Below are 17240 nucleotides of genomic sequence, written 5' to 3' on the forward strand. Positions count from 1 at the left end.
TCGGTGACCTGCAGGGCGCCGTTCGCGCCGGAGCCCTCCATGTCGTTCGACGGGCAGGAGTTCGTGCCGCCGATGTGGATGTGCTGCGCGTGGGGAGCGCCCTCGAGCAGGCCCTGGGGCGTGATGTTGATGGTGAGCTCGTCGCCGGTGACGGAGCCCGTGACCTCGGCGCTGGCGCCGCTGTCGTTGAGCTGGGTCAGGTTGCCGGTGAGCTCCGTGGTGCCGCTGCTGGCCGCCATGGCGGGGGCTGCCAGCGGCAGCGCGGTGAGGGTCAGCGCCGAGGCCAGGGCTAGAGCGCGGGAGGTCGCAGTCATCAGAAAACTCCATCTCGTCATCGAGCAGGACATGCGTGACTCCCGCTGGCCAGCCAACAGACAGCCGGTGCGGTCGTAACGCAAGGCAGTCGAGCACACGTGGTCATCGGTTGCCGCTCCAACAGGCTCCGGCCCGTGGCACATCACCCGATAGGTACGCCGAAGAAGGGCCCATCAAGCACCATCCCCCCAATTCGCCAGCGCGGGCTCCACGGAATGCTCGACATCACCGCCGCAGGCCTTTCGTCCGTCCCGACGCACGGTCTGGACGACCCATGTTCAGCGGGGGGGGGGGGGGACCTCGAGTACACGTGCACCCGGACGGCAGGACCAGGTTCCCGGGGCCGGCACCTGGAACCCGGCCGGGCTCGGCGTCATCGTCCAGCGGCTACTGCTGCAGCCGGTCGTGGACAGCGCCGTCGGGCACACGTTCGCGCGTGCGCCTATCGGCGGTCACCGACGACGACGGCGTCCTCATCAGCGTCGACGACGACGGACCCGGCCTTTGCATCGACCTGCTCGAGGACGTCTTCACCCTCGGCTCCGCGACGACGGTGACATCACCAGACGCCGACCCGTCGCCTGAGACCCACCCAGCAGCACCGGCGATCCGATGTGGGACGGCTGCGGGGGAGCGGCGGTGAGGTGCTCGGGCGGCCTTCGGGTCGCTGGCAGGCGGTGGTCTGTTGGAACGCCGCCTGGGCGCCAGGATCTGGCGGTCAGGGACTCGTGCGGCAGTCCGTCATGGCTTCTTGGTAGTGACAGTGATGGCTTGCGGGCGTCGTCCGGCGGTGGTGGGAGCGCAGCAGCCGTCGGCGCACCCGTCGTCCGTTGTCGCTGCGTCGGAGACGCTGCTGCTGTCGGCGTCGGCACGGGTGGTCAGGGCGGTGGGGGTGCAGCAGGCGTCGCCGCGCCAGGCCTCGCGGGCTTCCTTGAGGGCGACGGCGGCGATGACGAGGGCGGCGAGGGGGTCGGCCCAGGTCCACCCGAGGGTGGTGTTGAGCAGCAGCCCGACGAGCAGGACCGCGGACAGGTAGGTGCACAGCAAGGTCTGCTTGGAGTCGGCGACGGCGGAGGCAGAGCCGAGCTCGCGGCCGGTGCGGCGCTCGGACCACGACAGGAAGGGCATGACGGCGAGGCTGAGGGCGGCCAGCACGATGCCGACGGGGGAGTGCTCGGGCTCGGTGGCCCCGAGGAGGGTGCGGACGGCGTCGACGGAGACGAACAGCGCCAGCCCGGCGAAGGAAACGGCGATCAGTCGCATGGCTACGCGTTCGCGGGCCTGGGGGTCGGGGGCGGAGAACTGCCAGGCCACCGCGGCGGCCGACAGGACCTCGACCACGGAGTCGAGGCCGAAGGCGACCAGGGCGCTCGAGGAGGCGACGTGGCCGGCGGTGATCGCCACGACCGCCTCGACCACATTCCAGGTGATGGTCAGGGCGACGACCCAGCGCACCCGGCGGGTCAGCACTGCGCGTCGTGTCGCGCTCAGGTCGGGCGTCGTGGGCGTGGTCGGGGCGCTCATCGGGTCTCCGCCTCCAGATCGGTCGTGGTGGTCGCCGGCACCGCGGCTCGCACGATGGCCCCGGCGGCGGTCGAGGGGGTGCCGGTCAGGGCGGCGAGAAGGGCCTCGCCTTCGGGAGTCAGGCGGTACACGACGAGCTTGCCGTCGCGGCGAGAGGCGGCGAGACCAGCGGCGCGCAGGGCCCGGGCGTGGTGGGAGACGAGGTTGGTCGCCAGCCCGGTCACCCAGGCGAGGTCGCCCCCGCACATCGCCCCGCCGGTCGCCAGGGCCGTCGCCACCCGCAGGCGAGTCGGGTCGGCGAGGGCCTTGGCCCGCGCGGCGACGTCGTCCAGGGCCTCTCGGGCCGGTAGGCCTGCGCGGACCTGCTCGGCGTGCAGTAGGTCCAGGCACAGCAAGTCGCAGTCGTCGGCTCGATCCACACCGGTGAATCTAACGTTCGCGAGGACGTTATGGTGAGTCGTCGTCGTGCTGGCGGCCGCGGCAGGCTGTCGACTGCTGCAACGCCGCAGCGACAGCACCGCCCGCGGCGGAACACTGAGACCGGACTGCGTCGGAGCCGCGCGCCGGGACTCCTTCACGGCGGTCGAAGCGCCCTGCGCACACCTGCTCGGGGTGCCCGCACGTCGAAAGAGCGGGCCGCACCGCCCAGGCGACTGTCCGGCCAGCGATCGTCAGCGGAACGCTCACGGGCCGGTGGGCTGGCGGACGCGAGCTCGCCCCTCGGGCCGCACTTACGCTCACCGGGTGCTTCTCGACTGGCTCGGTGCGTGGGCGCAGTCGCCCGGCTTCGGTGGCCTGGCGGCCGTGGTGGCCGCCGTCATCGCCTACCGGGCGGCGCGTAAGGCGGCCGACACTCAGCGCGCCAACGCCGAGGAGGACCGCAAGCAGCGGGAGCGCGCCGAGCGGAAGAACCAGTGGTGGGCCCGCGCGCAGTGGGCGCTCGACCTCACGCTCAGCCAGGACACCGAGATCCGCACCGTCGGCTACGACATGCTCGATGCGCTGGCGAACAGCGAGTGGGCCGATGAGCACGAGGCCGAGCTCATCGCCGCGGCCACCGACCGTGCGCTGGGCCCGGTGGCGGACGAGAGCGAGGCCGTCTCGACGCAGGACGCGCCCCGGCGCACACTGAGGTCGCAGTGGAAGGGGTGGTGGCGATGGCTGACAACGGCAGGCCGATGAGCACCGGCAGATATGTCAGCAAGGACAAGGCTGGCGCGTCGTCGCGCAGCGACGCCATGGTGACTCGCACCCGCACCGCTGTGACGGGCCGCTACGTCTCCCAACCAGAGCGAGTCGCCGCGGCTCGAGCGCGCGTGAGTGCCGACAAGAAGCGCGGCGCAGTAACGGCCCCGTGGATCATCGAGCTGGCGCAGCAGGCCGGCTAGCAACCACCGGTGCGCTGGTGCGGACCGGTGATCGGTGTCTGTGCCACTCCCGGCGCCTAGCCGATAACCCATGTTATGACATAAGTGCTGGTCAGGACCCGTCGATGGCCTCTCCTCCCCCGGAGGCCTGCGCGACGTCGTGCTCGTCGACAAGCTGCTCGTGCAGCGTCCTGGTGCGCTCGATGACGTGGAAGGTCACCGAGGTGTTGCTCAGGCGGTACCAGGCGAGCTGGCGGTGGACCTCGTCGGGATCGGTGATGCCGGTGCTGACGCGCCGCCAGCGCTGCTCGCGGGTCATCACGATGTCCCACTCCCGATGGGCCGTGTCGGCCAGCTCCAAGGCGCCCGCGTCACCGTGCTTCACCGGATCAGCATGTCGTCGCGGCGTTGTGGCGGTCGCGCTGCCGAGGCGTCGCGGCGTGGTCGGTCATCCCGCGTCAGGCGCCGGAGCGGGCAGCGAGGCGTCCGGCACTGGGGCGACTGAGGCCGGTGCAGGCGGGGCAAGGCTGGTGACCGGCACGGGTGCGGGTGGGGTGCTCAGGTCCTCGAGGTAGCTCGTGACGAGCCCGGCGACCGACTGCAGGACCCACCAGAGGCCGAGCAGGATCGCCAGCGTCGCGGCGAGGCGGGTCCCGAGGCGCCGCCTGCGGGGGCGGGCGGGTGCACGCCGCGGGCGGCGGGGCGCGGTCGTACGTGTCGCCCGACGGCGCCGGCGTGCTGGCGCGCTGGTTGGTCGCTCGAGGAGCCCGTGCAGGTGCCGGCCGAGGTCGGCGACGTCGTAGGGGCTCAACCGTGCCGGCAGCGCGGCGAGATGCTCGGCGAGGTGGGTCTCGCCGACGACGACGACCCCGCTGGTCGTAGCCGTGGCGGGAAGGTCGCGCCCGGCGAGGCACAGGACGGCGCGGACCGCGGTGCGGTGGGCGGGGTCGAGCAGGACGGTGACGGCGGCCGCGGCGGTCAGGACGGAGTCGACCTCGCGGGTGCGGTGGTAGCCGTTCTGGCGCAGTACCCCGTCGCGGACGTCGACCTGGCCGGTCCAGTTCTTGGCGTCGACGACGACGACTCCGCCGGGGCCGAGGGCGACGTGGTCGAGGTTGGCCTGCTGGCGGCCGGGCCAGCGCACGTCGTGCAGCGCTGTCCAGCCGTACTGGTCGAGGGCGCGCAGGGCGCTGGCAACCTGGACCTCGCCCTGGGCGCCGGTCGCCCACTGCTGGGCCTGGCGCTGGGCGCGCTCGAGCGCGGCGCGGGCCTGGTCGGTAGTGGCCTCGAGGGAGTGCTGGGCGGCGAGGCGTTCGGCTCGGGCGGCGTGCCGCCGTGCCTGCTCTGCTGCTCCTGCGCCTGGCTCCACCTGTCCGCCCCTCTGCCGAAGGGAGGGCATCGGCATCCGTGGTCGGCGCCTGGACGGGTGTGCACCCGAACGGGCACGCACCGACGGCGGCGGTGTGTGGTCGGCTGCCCGGATGGCCACGACACCAGCGCTGGTGCCCTCGCCCGTCGTGCCGGCGCCGGGTGACCTCGAAAGCGCCGTCGGGCTGCTGCTAGCGCGGGTCGCGCCGCTGCGCCCGGACCTGTGGGCGATGCTGCGCGCGCACCTGCTCGGGGTCGACGGCGGCCCGCCGGTGCCGGCGGGGGTGGCCGCTGAGGCGGCGGGGTTCACCCGGTCGTGGCTGCGGGACCTGCTCGGGCAGGTCCGTGCCCTGGCGCTGGCGACGGGCCCACCGGCGTGCGTGGCCGCTGACGTCGAGGCTCTCCAGGGCGGCCCGGTGCGCGCCCTCGAGCAAGCCCGCGCCGCGCTGGTCGAGGCCGGGGTGAGCTCGGCGGGGGTGCATCCGGGCGCGCTACTGCGGGTCGCCGAGGTCGTCGGGGTGGCCTGTCGGGCCCAGCTCGTGCAGACCGGCGGGGTGGTGGTCCTCGCCCCTACAGGGCGCGCCGCTCTCGAGCGGGACGCGCGTGCCGCGGCGGCCGCGGCGGTGTGTGGCGTCGACGTCGTCTCCGTCGCGGCGGTGGCGGAGGCCGCGGGGATGCCGTCGCGCGTGGTGGCCGGGGTGCTGGACCGGGACGCCCGGTGGGTGGTGCTGCAGGGCGGGGACGGCTCGTGGTGGTGCTGGCGCCGCGGGGCACGTCCGGGGCAGCGGGGGCTGGTGGCCGCCACGGTGGTGCGGCTGCTGGCGGTGCGCGCCTACGCCCCGTCCGAGCTGCGGGCCGCGGTCGTCGAGGTCCTTTCGCGGGTGCCTCCGAGCGCCCGCGCCGGCGTCGACGTCGAGCGGGTGGCGCCGGGGTGGGTGTGGGTGGCGTGGCTGGTCTCGGGCGGGCTGCTGGCCACCGGCGAGGACCAGGACGCCGCTGACGTCGGTGGGTCGGGGGGTGCTTTGAGGTGCCCGCCCGAGGCGGGCGTGCGCAGCGACCTGGTCATGGCCGACGCGGTCCGCGCGGCCGGGCGCCCGGTGAGCACGGCCGAGCTCGCGGCGGCGCTGGCCGAGGCTGGGTACGCGCCGTCGTCGAGCACGCAGCTCGCGCGGACCTCACCGGTGCTGCGCAGGGTCGGGTGGGACGCGTACATGCTCCGCTGACAGCCACCTCCAACGGGCTGGTGGCTGTCGCTGGCCGGGCCGAGTCGTGAGGATGTGAGCGGCACGGGGGCTGTCGCCTCGTGGTGGCGGCAGTGAGCGCGCCTTATGGGGGTGGCGGCGGTGTCGGCGACCATGGCGTCGGGCCGGCGTCTGAGCGGCGGACCGCGTTGTTCGATCACCGGGAGCGGACGGAGAAGGCCATGAGCGTCGCGCACGTCCTCGACGAGGCACAGCTGGCTGCGCTGTCCACGCGCACCAGCGCGCAGCGCGCGGCCGCCCTGCTAGCCATCGACCATCTGCCAGCGGTGCCGGTGCCGCAGCGGGCAGCGCTGCTGCAGGAGGCGCGCGGCTGGCTGGCCGACTGCGGGTGGCAGGCCGAGGCCGACGACATCCCAGACGTCCTCGTGCGCGACCTGGTGGACCGCCGGTACGAGGGCGGCTGGCCGGGCTTCGTCGTGGCCAACGTGGATCTGCTCGACCCTGCGGGGTCGTGATGGCCGAGGAGGGGGCCGCCCCGACGCCGAAGCCGGAGCCGGTGACGTCGAGCCAGCACGACATCGGGGCGTCGGTGCCGGAGGTGCCCTTCCTCGACGTGCGCGGCCGGGTGGACCGCGGGGTGGCGGGGTCGCTAATCCAGACCCGCGACCGGGAGCTGGCGCAGCGGCGCGCTGAGCGCCCGGCCGTGGTGCGTGACTGGCGGGCGTGGGCCGCGGTGGTCCTGGCCGTAGTGGCGGTGGTCTGCGGGGTGCTGACCGCCCGTGCCGTGCTGGCCGTCGACCCGGCGGCGCTGCTGCTGGTGTGGCCGGTACTACTGGCCCTTCCGGCCGGGCTCTGGTGCGTGGCGGCCCGCTACGACCGCGGCGACGTCGTACGGGACCTGTCGGTGGCCATCGACCGGGAGCGCCGCGCGGCGCGGGCGCTGGACACCCTGCGCGGGCACGGGTGGACCGTCATGCACGACCGGCTCCTCGTCGGCACCGAGCACCGGGTCGGTCACGTCCTCGTCGGCCCGGCGGGTGTGGTCATCGCCAACGTCCTGCCTGTCGAGGCCCCGTTGCGGCTGGAGGGCGGCGTGCTGCTCACGGGAGAGACGCCCCTGGTCGACTGGTTCTCCTCCCGGTGGTGGGAGGCCAACACCATGAACGCCGCGCTGATGCAGCGCCTGTCCGCGTGGCCGTGGACCGGGCCGGTCTACCCGGTGGCGATGTACCCCGGCGCGGTCACGAGCCGGTGGAGCCAGGTGCTCCAGCCGCCGCAGACCAAGAAGACCCCGGCCGCGCCGACGCACCCGGCCGTCTACGCCCGGATGACCGTGCGCGAGCCGGAGCGGGTCCGCGCCTGGGTGACCAGCCTTCCGTCCCCGCTGGGCCGCCTGGCGGCGGCGCAGCTCGCGGCCGAGGTCGAGGCCGCGTGCCCCCCGGCGGCGATGAAGGACTGACGCCCTCAGCCCAGCGGACCTAACACCACAACGGGAGCTGGTCGCGGTCGCCCTCGCTGGTCCCGGCGGTGAGGACGTCGTCGAGGGGGCGGCCGTCGCGGACGGCATCGCGGACGGCCAGCGCGCGGCCGCGGGCGCCGCGCAGGTCCCGCAGCGGCCCGGCGAGCTGGTGTCGTCGCCAGGCCCACTCGAGCCGGTTGTCGGTGTGGGTCCCGGCGCGCCAGTGGCCCGGCTCCTGGCACAGGGGGTTGTCGCAGGCGTGGGTGACGACCGGGGCGCCAGCGAGGGCGTCCCACCCGTGCGCCAGGCCGTAACCGAAGCGGTGGGCGATGACCGCGACGTTGCGGCCGTCCTCGTCCGTGCCGACCCACAGGCGGCCGTGGCCGCGCCCGGAGACGGCACCGATCCAGAACAGACATGAGTGCCCGTCCACCCGGGCGGTCTTGGCCCGGTAGCGCTCGACGACATCTGCCTCGCTGAGCGCACACCGCAGCCGCCGCGCGGCGGCGGGCGTGATCGGTGCGGCGCTCATCGTCGGTGGTCGGTGATTTCGGTCGTCAGCCGGCCGGGGTGTCGGTGGCCGACTGCTCCTGGTTCACGTTGACGTCGTCAGTGGTGGCCGCCGGGTTGCTGTCCGCCGTGGCCCGTGCGCCGCGCGCGAGGCGGCGCAGGTCGGCCAGCGGCACACCCGACAGGTCGGCCAGGTCAGGCAGGGAGAACGTCGAGCCAGCGTCGACCACAGCGGCCCGCGCGGCGTCCTCCGCGGCGGTGGTGCGAGCTCGGGCCTTCTCGACCTTGTCCCAGGCCGTCGCGACCGCCAGGGCGCTCTCCTCACGAGCGGCCATCTGCCGGGCCATCTGCTCACGGACCCGGGACCGGACCTGCCGCGCCGTCGTCGCCACCACTGTCTCCTCACGAAGGGACGTCTGTTCTTCCGGTCCAGAGGTTATCGCCCGGAACTCAGTAGTTGTATGCGCCGTACCGAGGGACCTTCCTGCCCTCCCCCAGGACCCAGCCACCAGTCAGAGCCAGAGCGTCGAGCTGCACCGATGCCGACCGACCGAGGACTAGCCGACTAGGCATGACTGGGAGGTCCCTGCGGGACCTCCCAGGACGACGGACAGCCCCTCCGGAGTCGAGGCGTCGACCCTCAGCACCTACGAGCGAGGGACCTGCGGTCCCCGAAGCGTGAGAGGCCTTTGCACTAAGGTATCCCCCGGGCCGGGGGATACGAGCGGCCCGCGCGAGGCGGTTCAGGGCGGTACAGCGAAGGGCGGTGGGGCCGGTGGCGTACGTGACGACCATCGGTGCCGCGCCCGAGCAGGTCGAGTACCGGCTGGCCGGCTCCCACGGGTGCCTCGGAGCGCAGGCGTCGACCGCCCAGGTCGACTACCACGTCGACGGCCGGGAGCGGCCCTTAGTGTGGACGGGCGCGGGCCTGGCCGAGGTCGGTATCGAGGCCGGGACCGTGCTGGACGAGGCGCAGTTCAACACCGCCCGCGCGCTGATGGCCGGAGTCGATCCTCGCAGCGGTGAGCGGCTGGTCGAGCCGAAGCTCGCCGTCCACGAGGACGCCAAGGTCGCCCTCGCGCCGCTGGTCCGGGCGGTCGCTCAGCAGGCCGCCGAGGAGGGCGTCGAGCCCGCCGAGCTGTTCACCTCCGCCAAGGTGTCGGCGTCCTGGCAGCGTGCTCTGCGGGCCGTTGCCAGCGACGGCGACGGGGCGATGCTGCGCGCCGACGAGGCCGGCGTCTTGGCCGACCGCGCCGGGGTCGACGTCGAGAAGGTGTGGGGCGCCGATGCCTACGCGACGGCCGTCGGGAACCTCGTCGAGGTCCGCTCGACCACCGGCGAGGACGGCACCACCAGCGAGCAGGTCGTCCCCCGGCGCAAGGTCGTCGGCAATCTCGGTTACGACGTGTCCTTCACGCTGCCGAAGTCCCACAGCCTCCTGCTGGCGTTCGCGGACGAGCGCGCTGCGGCGTCGGTGGAGCAGGTTTACACCGCCAAGGTCGGGGACACCTTCGACTGGCTGGAGGCCCAGACCGCGTACGGGATGCGCGGCAAGCACGGCGGCGGGAAGTCCGCTGCCACGATCCCCGGCAGCGGCTTCCTCGGGTGGTCGATGGTCCACCGGGCCGCCCGCCCCGTCGGGGACGCCGTGACCGGCGACCCGCACTGGCACGTCCACGTGACCATCGCGAACATGACCAAGGGCGAGGACGGGCGGTGGTCGACCGTCGCCGCCGGTGGGCGCGACCTGATGCGCCACGCGCCGGCCGCCGACCACGTCCTCAAGGCCCTCGTGCGGCGCGAGCTGTCCGACGAGTTCGGCGTCACCTTCGCCCGGTCGACGCGCACCGGGGCGTGGGAGGTCGAGGCCATCCCCGACGAGACGCTTCGCACGTTCTCCAAGCGCGGCGCGAGCATCGAGGCGATGCTGCGCGACCTCGGTTTCGACCCCGAGGTGGCTACCCGTCGCGCCGAGGACCTGGCCGCGGCGCAGACCCGGCACGAGAAGGGCCACGCCACCGCCTCGTCCGACGAGGAGCTGCGGCAGGCGTGGCAGGACGAGGCCAGGGCCAGCGGGCTGGACCCCGCCGCGGTCGCGGCAGCGGCGATGCCCGGGCCCCGCCCGGTCGACGCCCAAGGCCAAGAGGGGGACTCCCCCGAGGCCGCCGCGCAACACCGGCAGGAGCAGGAGGCCCAACGGTCAGCCGAGCTGCTGGCCGACGTCGTCCGGTCCCTCCAGGACCCCGAGGACGGGCTGACCTCGACCCGCCGACGCTTCACCCGCGTGGACGCCCTGGCGGCCGTGGCCGACGCGCTGCCGTCCGGCGCGGCCGACGTCGCCGAGGTCGAGCGGCTGACCGACGCGGCCCTGACCGACGCCGGGTTCGTGTCTCTGGCCGTGGCCGACGTCGACGGCCTGCGGGTGCCCGCGGCCGCGCGCCGGCAGCTCGGAGCCGACCACATGGCCAACGCCAGGAGGTTCACCACGCGCGACGTCGTGGCCGCCGAGCGGGTCGTCCTCGAGGCCGCGCAGGCGTCCGCGCCCGGGCAGGGCGCGGCGCACGTCGCACCGACGACCGCGGTCCTCGCGCGGTCGACCGTCGAGGCCACGCAGGGCTTCGAGCTGTCCTCCGAGCAGGCCCGGATGGTCGAGCGGCTGGTCACCGACGACCGTGCCCTCGACACCGTCCTGGGGCCCCCGGGCACCGGCAAGACGACGCTGATGCGTGCCGCCCGCACCGCCTGGGAGGCCGAGGGACTGGTCGTCGCCGGCGCCGCCACCGCCGCCGTCGCGGCGCAGAACCTGTCCACCGAGTCGGGCATCGCCTCCCGCACCGTCGCGCAGTGGGTCCACCGCATCCGCACCGGCAGCGGCCTGGCCGGGGTCGACGTCCTGGTCCTCGACGAGGCAAACCTGACCGACGACCGCGACCGCGCCACGCTCTACCGCGCCGCCCAGACCTCCGGCACCAAGGTCGTCGAGGTGGGCGACCCCCAGCAGCTCCGCGGCGTCGGGTGCGGGTCCCTGTTCGGGCGCGTCCACGACATCGTCGGCGGCGGGGAGCTGACCGCCAACCGGCGCCAGCGCGACGAGGACGAGCGCGCCGCCATCGCCGCCTGGCGTGACGGCCGCTACCGCGACGCGCTCGGGTCGTGGTCGGACCGCGGGCGACTCGTGGCCACCGAGACCGGCGACCAGGCCCTAGTGGCGATGGTCTCCCGCTGGATGGACGAGCGCGCCGGCGCCCCCGACGCGCACGCCGAGATGCGCGGCGTCGTCATGCTCGCCTCCTCCAACGAGGCCGTCGGCCGGCTCAACGAGGCCGCCCAAGCCGTCCGCGAGGCCGCCGGAGAGCTCGGCCCCCAGCGCACCTATGACGTCCGCGGCGGGCGCACGCTGACGCTGCACGAGGGCGACCACGTCCTCATCCGCCTCAACGACCGCGCCCAACGGATGCACGAAGGACCCGACGTCCTCAACGGCTACCGCGGCGTCGTCGAGGGCATCGAGACCGACGGCCGCCTCCGCGTCGCCTGGCGATGCGAGGACGTCGACGGCCACCGCGAGCAGACCGCCACCCTCACCCCCGGCTACGTCGCCGCCGGGGGTGTCTCCCTCGGCTACGCCATGACCGGACACAAGGCCGAGGGCCTGACCGTCGAGGCCGACTGGACCCGCCCCGACGGCGTCCACCAAGGCGGATCGGTCCTCGTCCACGGCCCCGGCATGGACGAGCCGGGGATGCACGTCGCCACCAGCCGCCACCGCGACCGCGTCCACATCTTCGCCGGCCGTCAGCAGCTCGAGACCGCCGCACAGACCCACGACCGCGGGATCCCGACCACCGACGACCAGCGCCAGGCGCGCGTCGTCACCGCCCTGGCCGAGCACGCCCGCACCCACGACTCCAGCGCCAACGACAAGCCCGTCCTCGACAAGCTCGAGCCCGGCCGCTACGCGCGGCCGGCGACCGCGGAGCGGCCCGCCGAAGCAGTCGACCCGGACCTCACCCCCCGAGCAGGTGACCCCGCCCCGGAGCGCCCGACGCAGGAGGGACCCGCGCGACCGGAGCCGTTGCGGCACGAGCCTGTACAGGAGGAGCCCGTGAGCGAGCACACCTTCACCACCGAGGACCAGGGCGCGCCGGCGCAGCGCTGGACCGTCGGCTGGGACCCCGCCGCGGCGAGCCACTACGCCAACGTGGCGGCCACCACCGGCGCCGATACCGCCTCGCGGCCGGTCGCCGGGCCGGCGGCCGGCGAGGGCCGGTCCTTGAGCGTGGAGGACCTCCAGGAGCGGCTGTCGCGCCAGAGCGTCCAGCTCCCGCCGCAGGTCCGCGAAGACCTAATCAGGGCCGAGCAGACCCGCGCCCTCGACGGGGCCCGCCCGACCGAGCAGGGCCCGCGCGTGGACGTCGCGGCCGCGGCGCCGCCGCCCGCCAGAACGACGTCGACGCCGGGGCGGCCCGCCACGACGACGACGAGCACGCAGGAGCGCCCCCGCGGTCTCGACCGCTTCCTGAGTGCCGAGCAGCGCGAACTGGACCGTCGGTCAGCCGCCCGCGCCGAGGCGCCGGACAAGACGCCGCAGACGTCTACCGGGGGCCGTAAGGGCAGCATCCTGGCGGCCGTGCAGCAGGCCGCCGACGAGGCCGACCGTCGCGCCGCGCAGGGAGAGCGTCGCGCCGCCGAGCAGGAGGACCGCCGCCGCCAGGAGGCAGCTCGTCAGGCAGAGCGGGCCAAGCGCGCCAAGCGAGACGAGCGCAACAGCCGCGACCGCGGTCCTCGCCTGTGACCGTGGCGGCTCGCACACCTCGGTCGCTACTCCTCCGCGGCCGTCCCAGAGGCGATCCTCTGCTGGGAAGGGCGCTGACCTCAGCGGCCCGCGGTTCTTGCTGACGGTGGCGGATCGCCCGTCAGCGCACCAGGGCCGGCGCGTCGACGTCGTCGTTGTTCACGACGTGGGTGGCGGCCTGCTGCGGGCGCGCTTCGCGCAGGTACAACAGCTGGCCGTCGACATAGCGCCGGTTGGCGGGGTCGGCGGGGTCGGGCGAGCCGGCTCCGTCGCGCGCGACGCAGCGCCGCAGGGACGTGGCGCGGTCGACCTCGAGCCACAGCGACCAGGTCCAGCGCCCGCGCAGCTCGGGCCGGTGCAGGAAGATCCCGTCGACGACCAGCACGGTGCCCGGTGCTGCTTGCTCCTGCCCGGCCACGTGGGGGCGGTCGGTGCGGGCGTCGAAGACGTGGGTGCGGTGCAGGCCGTGACCGCCCGGGGCGAAGGGGTCGAGGAGCTCGCGCTCGAGGGAGGGCAGGTCGTAGGAATCGCGGTAGAAGCCCTCCGGGTCCTGACGCCCTCGCGCGTGCCGCTGGTCGCGGGGCCGGTGGAAGCCGTCGACGGAGGCGTGCACCACCACCCGCCCTCGGGCCCGGAGCGCGCCGGCCAGCTCGCCCGCGAGCACGCTCTTGCCGGCGCCGTCGACCCCGTCGACCGCCACCCGGACGTAGGGGTCCGGCCGGAGGGCGTCCACCTCGGTCGCCAGCTCCCCGAGCAGCTCCGCACGCGCCCCTGCTGCGTCTGCCTCTCGCACATGGGTGAGTTTGGTCGCTACCGGCCCCCAGATCGGCCGACTGCTTCCGGCGACCTGCTACGGACACACTCCCTCGCTCGTACGCGCCGGCCGGGACTTGCCCAGGGCGAGGCGCACCTGGCCAGGCAGGTCCGGATGCGCGAGATCCAGACCGGCGAGGTCGCCGACGTCCAGCCACGCCAGGGCGTCGTGCTCGTCGGGGGCGGCGTTGACCGGCTCTCCGTGCCAGCGGTGGACGGCCCACACGTCGGCCACGAACGTGTCGGCGACGGTGCGTGCGATCGGGGCGCCGTGCACCTGCGCCTCGACGGCGAGCTCTTCGCGCAGCTCGCGCACGAGCGCCGCGCGTGGGTCTTCACCGGCCTCGACGTGCCCGCCGGGCAGGTCCCACACGTCCGGGTACCACCGACGGTGCGGGCTGCGGTGGACCATCAGCGCCCGACCATCGCGCACCAGCACGCCGACCACGACGTGGTCCACCGGGCCTCCACCGGCTCCCCGCGCCGTTGCCGTCCCCGTCATGAGCACCTCGCCTCCCGTCGCCCGCCAGCGGTGCGCGACCACTCGCGTCCGCAGAGGATCACTGTCCGGTCGGCGTCCCGCTGACGATCGCTGGCCGGACAGCGTGCCGCTGTCGATCGACTACCGGGTGCCGACGACCACCCAGACGGTTGTCCAACCGGCAGCGAGCACCAGCCCCAGCAGCGCCAGCGGCCATCTGAAGCCGTCCTCAGGTCGATAGCCACTCGTCATGGCCCCGCGAACGCCCTCACGCTCGGCGCGCCTGAAGCGGTTGCTGGCCTGCATCAGTGAGTGCGGCGCGATGAGCAACATCAGCCCGCCGGCGATCACGAAGGGCCAGGGCACCTCATCCATGGGCGGATCTTGCCCTGAGGCGACAGGAGACCACCGCCGATCCGCGCGAGGGGCCCGTCCCAGCAGTCGACCGCCTGCTGGGACGGCGAGGAGCTCTCGGCGGCTCGAGGGAGGGCGGCGCTGCGGCCGTCCCGCAGGGGTGTCGGGTGCGGGACGGCCGCGCGAGCTCACCTGGACGTCACTGCGCCGGTCGGGGTCGCCTTGTCCGACCGGACTGAGGCGCCGGCGCGGGCCCCGGCGCGGTGGACGGCGCGGTACACGGTGGAGCGTCCGACGCCGAAGAGCTCGGCGACCTCCAGGGTCGTGTACTCCCCCGTGCCCACCAGCACCGCCAGGTGCGCCTCCTGCTTCGCGGTGAGCTTCGGCTGTCGGCCATGGAGGCGGCCCTTTGCCTTGGCCACGCGCATGCCCTCACGGGTGCGCATCCGGATCAGGTCCGCCTCGAACTCGGCGACCATCGCCAGCACGTTGAACAGCAGCCGCCCGACCGGGTCCAGCGGGTCGTGCACCGACCCACCCAGGCTCAGGCGCACCTGCCGGGCGGTCAGCTCCTCGAGGATGCTGCGGGCGTCCGGCAACGACCGCGCGAGGCGGTCGAGCTTGGTGACCACGAGGGTGTCTCCCTCGCGGCAGGCGGCCATCGCCTCTCGCAGGCCCGGGCGGTCGCGGTTGGTGCCGGTCAGGCCGTGGTCGACGTAGACCCGCGCCTCGGGCACGCCCAGCGCCTGCAGGCCGTCGCGCTGGGCGGTGAGGTCCTGGCCGTCGGTGGACACGCGGGCATAGCCCACGAGCAGTGCGGTCATGACGGTGCTCCCGAAGGGCGGCCGGCCCGGGGCGCCCTCGCACCAGGTCCGGCAGCGGCACATCGCCGCTGACCGAGGACGGTGACGCCTGTCCAGGGTCGCGTCTGCCTCGGCCCCCAGCGGTACCGTCGTCATCGTGTCCAGGCTGCAGCGGATCACCAGCGATCCCGAGGTATGCCACGGGCAACCGACCGTGCGTGGCCTGCGCTACCCCGTGCAGACGTTGCTGGAGCTGCTCGGTTCGGGAATGACCTTCGAGGACGTCCTCGCCGACTACCCAGATCTCGAGCGGGAGGACCTGCTCGCGGTGCTCGAGTTCGCCGCGCTGACCGTCGGAGGACAGCGCGTCACCCTCGGCGCGGCGTGAGGCTGCTGCTGGACGCCCAGCTGCCGGTCCGTCTGGCGCGGGCGCTCACCAGCGCTGGGCACGACGTGGTGCACACCAGCGATCTGCCTCGCGGCAACGCCAGCACCGATCGTCAGGTCCGTGAGGCTGCCGATCAGCAGGGGCGCGTCGTGGTCACGAAGGACCGCGACTTCCGCGACAGCCACCTGCTGCAGGGGACGCCGAAGCGGCTGCTGCTCGTGGTGACGGGCAACACGTCGAACGCCGCCCTCCTCGCACTGTTCGAGGCCTACGCCCCTGCCATGGAAGCAGCGTTGGAGGTGTCGGACTTCGTCGAGGTCGGACCCGAGGCGCTGGTGCAACATCCGCGGCCCTGAGCAGGGCGCTGCCACCGCGCTCCCGACGGCATCTGAGCGGCGCCCAAGCGTCGGTGAGGGCGTCATCTCCCCCCTATTCGATGGGCTCGCGGAGCGTCCCGGCTGTCGATCGTCGTCCGGTCAGCGTCCCGCTGACGATCGGCGGTCTCAAAGGGTCGTCGCAACACCCCTGCTGAGAGGTGTTGTCGATGTCGAGGTGGAAGCACGAGCAGTGGTTGCGGCAGGAGAAGTTCTGGGAGGGCGCCCGGGCCGGGCTGACGTGGACGGCGGCCTGTGAGGCTGCTGGAGTGGACAGGGCGCAGGGCTACCGGTGGCGTCGGGCCCGGGGTGGGCGGATCCCGCCGGCACCGCGGGAGGTCTCGGCTCGGGTCCTGAGCTTGGAGGAGCGGCTGCGGATCGCCGACCTGCACCTGGCCGGGCACGGGGTGCGGGCGATCGGGCGGGTGCTGGGCCGGGCGGCCTCGACGATCAGCCGGGAGCTGACCTGCGCCGGTGTCCCGACCGCTGGCCCGGGCCGGGCCCGCCCCCACCGCGGCAGTGGCGGGGCGTACGAGCCGTACACCGCCCACCACCGGGCTGCGGCCAGGGCCCGGCGTCCGAAGGTGATGAAGCTCGAGGACCCCGTCGTCGGGGCGCAGCTGTGCGCGTTCGTGACCGCGAGAATGGACCTGCGCTGGAGCCCGCACCAGATCAGCTGCGCGCTGGTGCGGGACTTTCCCGACCGGCAGGAGATGCGGGTGTCCCCGGAGACGATCTACCAGTCCCTGTACGTCCAAGGGCGGGGGCACCTGCGCGCTGACCTGCACAAACAGCTCCGCAGTGGGCGGGCGCAGCGCCGGCCGAACACTGCCGCGGCACCGAACGTCAGAGCGAAGATCCCCGGCGCGATCAGCATCAGCGAGCGGCCACCGGAGGCCGACGACCGCGCCGTCCCGGGCCACTGGGAAGGTGACTTGATCTTGGGGTCGAACTGCCGGTCGGCGATCGGGACGCTGGTCGAGCGGGCCACCCGGTACGTGCTGCTGGTGCACCTGCCTGGCGCCCACGACGCGGTGAGCGTGGCCGCGGGGCTGACCGAGACGATCCAGACGCTGCCCGGCCACCTGCGCCGGTCGCTGGCCTGGGACCGCGGCACCGAGATGGCCCGCCACGCCGAGGTGACGCTGGCGACGGACATGCCGATCTACTTCTGCGACCCGCACTCGCCCTGGCAGCGCGGGTCGAACGAGAACACCAACGGGCTGCTGCGGCAGTACTTCCCCAAGGGCAGCGACCTGTCGGTGCACTCACCGGAGGACCTGGCCGCCGTCGCTGCGCAGCTCAACGGCCGGCCCCGGATGACCCTCGGCTGGGCCACCCCCGCCGAAGCGATGAACCGCTTACTGTCCGACCCCGAAAGACCCACTGTTGCAACGACCACCTGAGCCCGCCACCGCCTACCGATACGCCTTGGCCGGCCGAGGACACCGGCAGCGACGACGACGGGCCGTCCCACATCCGATCGC

The 17240-nt window shown here is 73.9% G+C and carries 20 protein-coding genes and 1 pseudogene; 10 read left to right on the plus strand and 11 right to left on the minus strand.

All coding sequences use genetic code 11. The annotated features are described in order from the left end of the window. Positions 1-314 (minus strand): annotated as a pseudogene (locus HLB09_RS01080) (hypothetical protein); the annotation flags it as partial. Positions 315-751: 437 nt separating this feature from the next. On the opposite strand from HLB09_RS01080, the gene HLB09_RS01085 reads away from it, so the two are divergent. Next, positions 752-958 (plus strand): hypothetical protein, encoded by a 207-nt coding sequence (locus tag HLB09_RS01085; RefSeq protein ID WP_171201571.1) that lies wholly within the window; start codon positions 752-754, stop codon positions 956-958. A 98-nt stretch (positions 959-1056) separates the two neighbouring features. Here HLB09_RS01085 and HLB09_RS01090 read toward each other — a convergent pair whose 3' ends face one another. Together HLB09_RS01090 and HLB09_RS01095 are read right to left on the minus strand one after the other, a co-directional pair. Further along, positions 1057-1839, minus strand: coding sequence for a cation diffusion facilitator family transporter (locus tag HLB09_RS01090; protein ID WP_171201572.1), 783 nt, complete (start codon positions 1837-1839; stop codon positions 1057-1059). Further along, entirely contained in the window at positions 1836-2357 is a 522-nt protein-coding gene (locus HLB09_RS01095; RefSeq protein ID WP_212755692.1) for an ArsR/SmtB family transcription factor, read from the minus strand. The genes HLB09_RS01090 and HLB09_RS01095 overlap by 4 nt, the downstream gene beginning before the upstream one ends. 226 nt (positions 2358-2583) lie before the next feature. Here HLB09_RS01095 and HLB09_RS01100 point away from each other — a divergent pair, with 226 nt between their 5' ends. Both HLB09_RS01100 and HLB09_RS01105 read left to right on the plus strand, forming a co-directional pair. After that, positions 2584-3021, plus strand: a complete 438-nt coding sequence (locus tag HLB09_RS01100; RefSeq protein ID WP_171201573.1) for a hypothetical protein — start codon at positions 2584-2586, stop codon at positions 3019-3021. Beyond that, complete coding sequence (locus HLB09_RS01105) at positions 2997-3227, plus strand: hypothetical protein (RefSeq protein WP_171201574.1); 231 nt, start codon at positions 2997-2999, stop codon at positions 3225-3227. Before HLB09_RS01100 ends, HLB09_RS01105 begins: the two co-directional genes overlap by 25 nt. A 91-nt stretch (positions 3228-3318) precedes the next feature. Here HLB09_RS01105 and HLB09_RS01110 read toward each other — a convergent pair whose 3' ends face one another. Together HLB09_RS01110 and HLB09_RS01115 are read right to left on the minus strand one after the other, a co-directional pair. Then, a complete protein-coding gene (locus HLB09_RS01110; RefSeq protein ID WP_171201575.1) occupies positions 3319-3591 on the minus strand; it encodes a hypothetical protein in 273 nt (90 codons plus the stop codon). Between the two features lie 63 nt (positions 3592-3654). After that, positions 3655-4575 carry a nuclease-related domain-containing protein gene (locus HLB09_RS01115; protein WP_171201576.1) on the minus strand — a complete coding sequence of 307 codons (921 nt, stop codon included), beginning with the start codon at positions 4573-4575 and terminating at the stop codon, positions 3655-3657. A gap of 112 nt (positions 4576-4687) precedes the next feature. On the opposite strand from HLB09_RS01115, the gene HLB09_RS01120 reads away from it, so the two are divergent. The 3 genes from HLB09_RS01120 (at position 4688) to HLB09_RS01130 (ending at position 7235) form a co-directional block, all read left to right on the plus strand. Continuing rightward, the gene (locus HLB09_RS01120) at positions 4688-5797 is read left to right on the plus strand and encodes a hypothetical protein (RefSeq protein ID WP_171201577.1); all 1110 of its coding nucleotides are present in this window, start codon (positions 4688-4690) and stop codon (positions 5795-5797) included. A gap of 200 nt (positions 5798-5997) precedes the next feature. After that, positions 5998-6291: a hypothetical protein gene (locus HLB09_RS01125; protein WP_171201578.1), complete on the plus strand. Its 294-nt coding sequence runs from the start codon at positions 5998-6000 to the stop codon at positions 6289-6291. Continuing rightward, positions 6288-7235 (plus strand): hypothetical protein, encoded by a 948-nt coding sequence (locus HLB09_RS01130; protein WP_171201579.1) that lies wholly within the window; start codon positions 6288-6290, stop codon positions 7233-7235. The genes HLB09_RS01125 and HLB09_RS01130 overlap by 4 nt, the downstream gene beginning before the upstream one ends. Before the next feature lie 19 nt (positions 7236-7254). On the opposite strand, the gene HLB09_RS01135 is transcribed toward HLB09_RS01130, so the two are convergent. Further along, positions 7255-7767: a hypothetical protein gene (locus HLB09_RS01135; protein WP_171201580.1), complete on the minus strand. Its 513-nt coding sequence runs from the start codon at positions 7765-7767 to the stop codon at positions 7255-7257. 25 nt (positions 7768-7792) lie between these two features. After that, positions 7793-8137 carry a hypothetical protein gene (locus tag HLB09_RS01140; protein WP_171201581.1) on the minus strand — a complete coding sequence of 115 codons (345 nt, stop codon included), beginning with the start codon at positions 8135-8137 and terminating at the stop codon, positions 7793-7795. Between the two features lie 392 nt (positions 8138-8529). On the opposite strand from HLB09_RS01140, the gene mobF reads away from it, so the two are divergent. Beyond that, complete coding sequence (gene mobF / locus HLB09_RS01145) at positions 8530-12540, plus strand: MobF family relaxase (RefSeq protein WP_171201582.1); 4011 nt, start codon at positions 8530-8532, stop codon at positions 12538-12540. 121 nt (positions 12541-12661) lie between these two features. Here mobF and HLB09_RS01150 read toward each other — a convergent pair whose 3' ends face one another. The 4 genes from HLB09_RS01150 to HLB09_RS01165 all read right to left on the minus strand — a co-directional run bounded on the left by HLB09_RS01150 (position 12662) and on the right by HLB09_RS01165 (position 15012). Beyond that, positions 12662-13333, minus strand: coding sequence for a nucleoside/nucleotide kinase family protein (locus HLB09_RS01150; RefSeq protein WP_171201583.1), 672 nt, complete (start codon positions 13331-13333; stop codon positions 12662-12664). A 57-nt stretch (positions 13334-13390) separates the two neighbouring features. Continuing rightward, positions 13391-13801, minus strand: a complete 411-nt coding sequence (locus HLB09_RS01155) for an NUDIX domain-containing protein (protein WP_322789970.1) — start codon at positions 13799-13801, stop codon at positions 13391-13393. A 174-nt stretch (positions 13802-13975) separates the two neighbouring features. Next, positions 13976-14209, minus strand: coding sequence for a hypothetical protein (locus HLB09_RS01160; RefSeq protein ID WP_171201585.1), 234 nt, complete (start codon positions 14207-14209; stop codon positions 13976-13978). A gap of 167 nt (positions 14210-14376) precedes the next feature. Further along, a complete protein-coding gene (locus HLB09_RS01165; protein ID WP_171201586.1) occupies positions 14377-15012 on the minus strand; it encodes a recombinase family protein in 636 nt (211 codons plus the stop codon). Positions 15013-15148: 136 nt separating this feature from the next. Between HLB09_RS01165 and HLB09_RS01170 the strand changes: the two genes are divergently transcribed. The 3 genes from HLB09_RS01170 to HLB09_RS01180 all read left to right on the plus strand — a co-directional run bounded on the left by HLB09_RS01170 (position 15149) and on the right by HLB09_RS01180 (position 17159). Further along, positions 15149-15379 (plus strand): DUF433 domain-containing protein, encoded by a 231-nt coding sequence (locus tag HLB09_RS01170; protein ID WP_171201587.1) that lies wholly within the window; start codon positions 15149-15151, stop codon positions 15377-15379. Next, positions 15376-15735, plus strand: coding sequence for a DUF5615 family PIN-like protein (locus tag HLB09_RS01175; protein ID WP_171201588.1), 360 nt, complete (start codon positions 15376-15378; stop codon positions 15733-15735). The genes HLB09_RS01170 and HLB09_RS01175 overlap by 4 nt, the downstream gene beginning before the upstream one ends. A gap of 188 nt (positions 15736-15923) precedes the next feature. Then, positions 15924-17159 carry an IS30 family transposase gene (locus HLB09_RS01180; protein WP_246233959.1) on the plus strand — a complete coding sequence of 412 codons (1236 nt, stop codon included), beginning with the start codon at positions 15924-15926 and terminating at the stop codon, positions 17157-17159. The last annotated feature ends 81 nt before the right edge of the window (positions 17160-17240 follow it).

The organism is Pseudokineococcus marinus (assembly GCF_013004605.1).
Taxonomy (GTDB): Bacteria; Actinomycetota; Actinomycetes; order Actinomycetales; family Quadrisphaeraceae; genus Pseudokineococcus; species Pseudokineococcus marinus.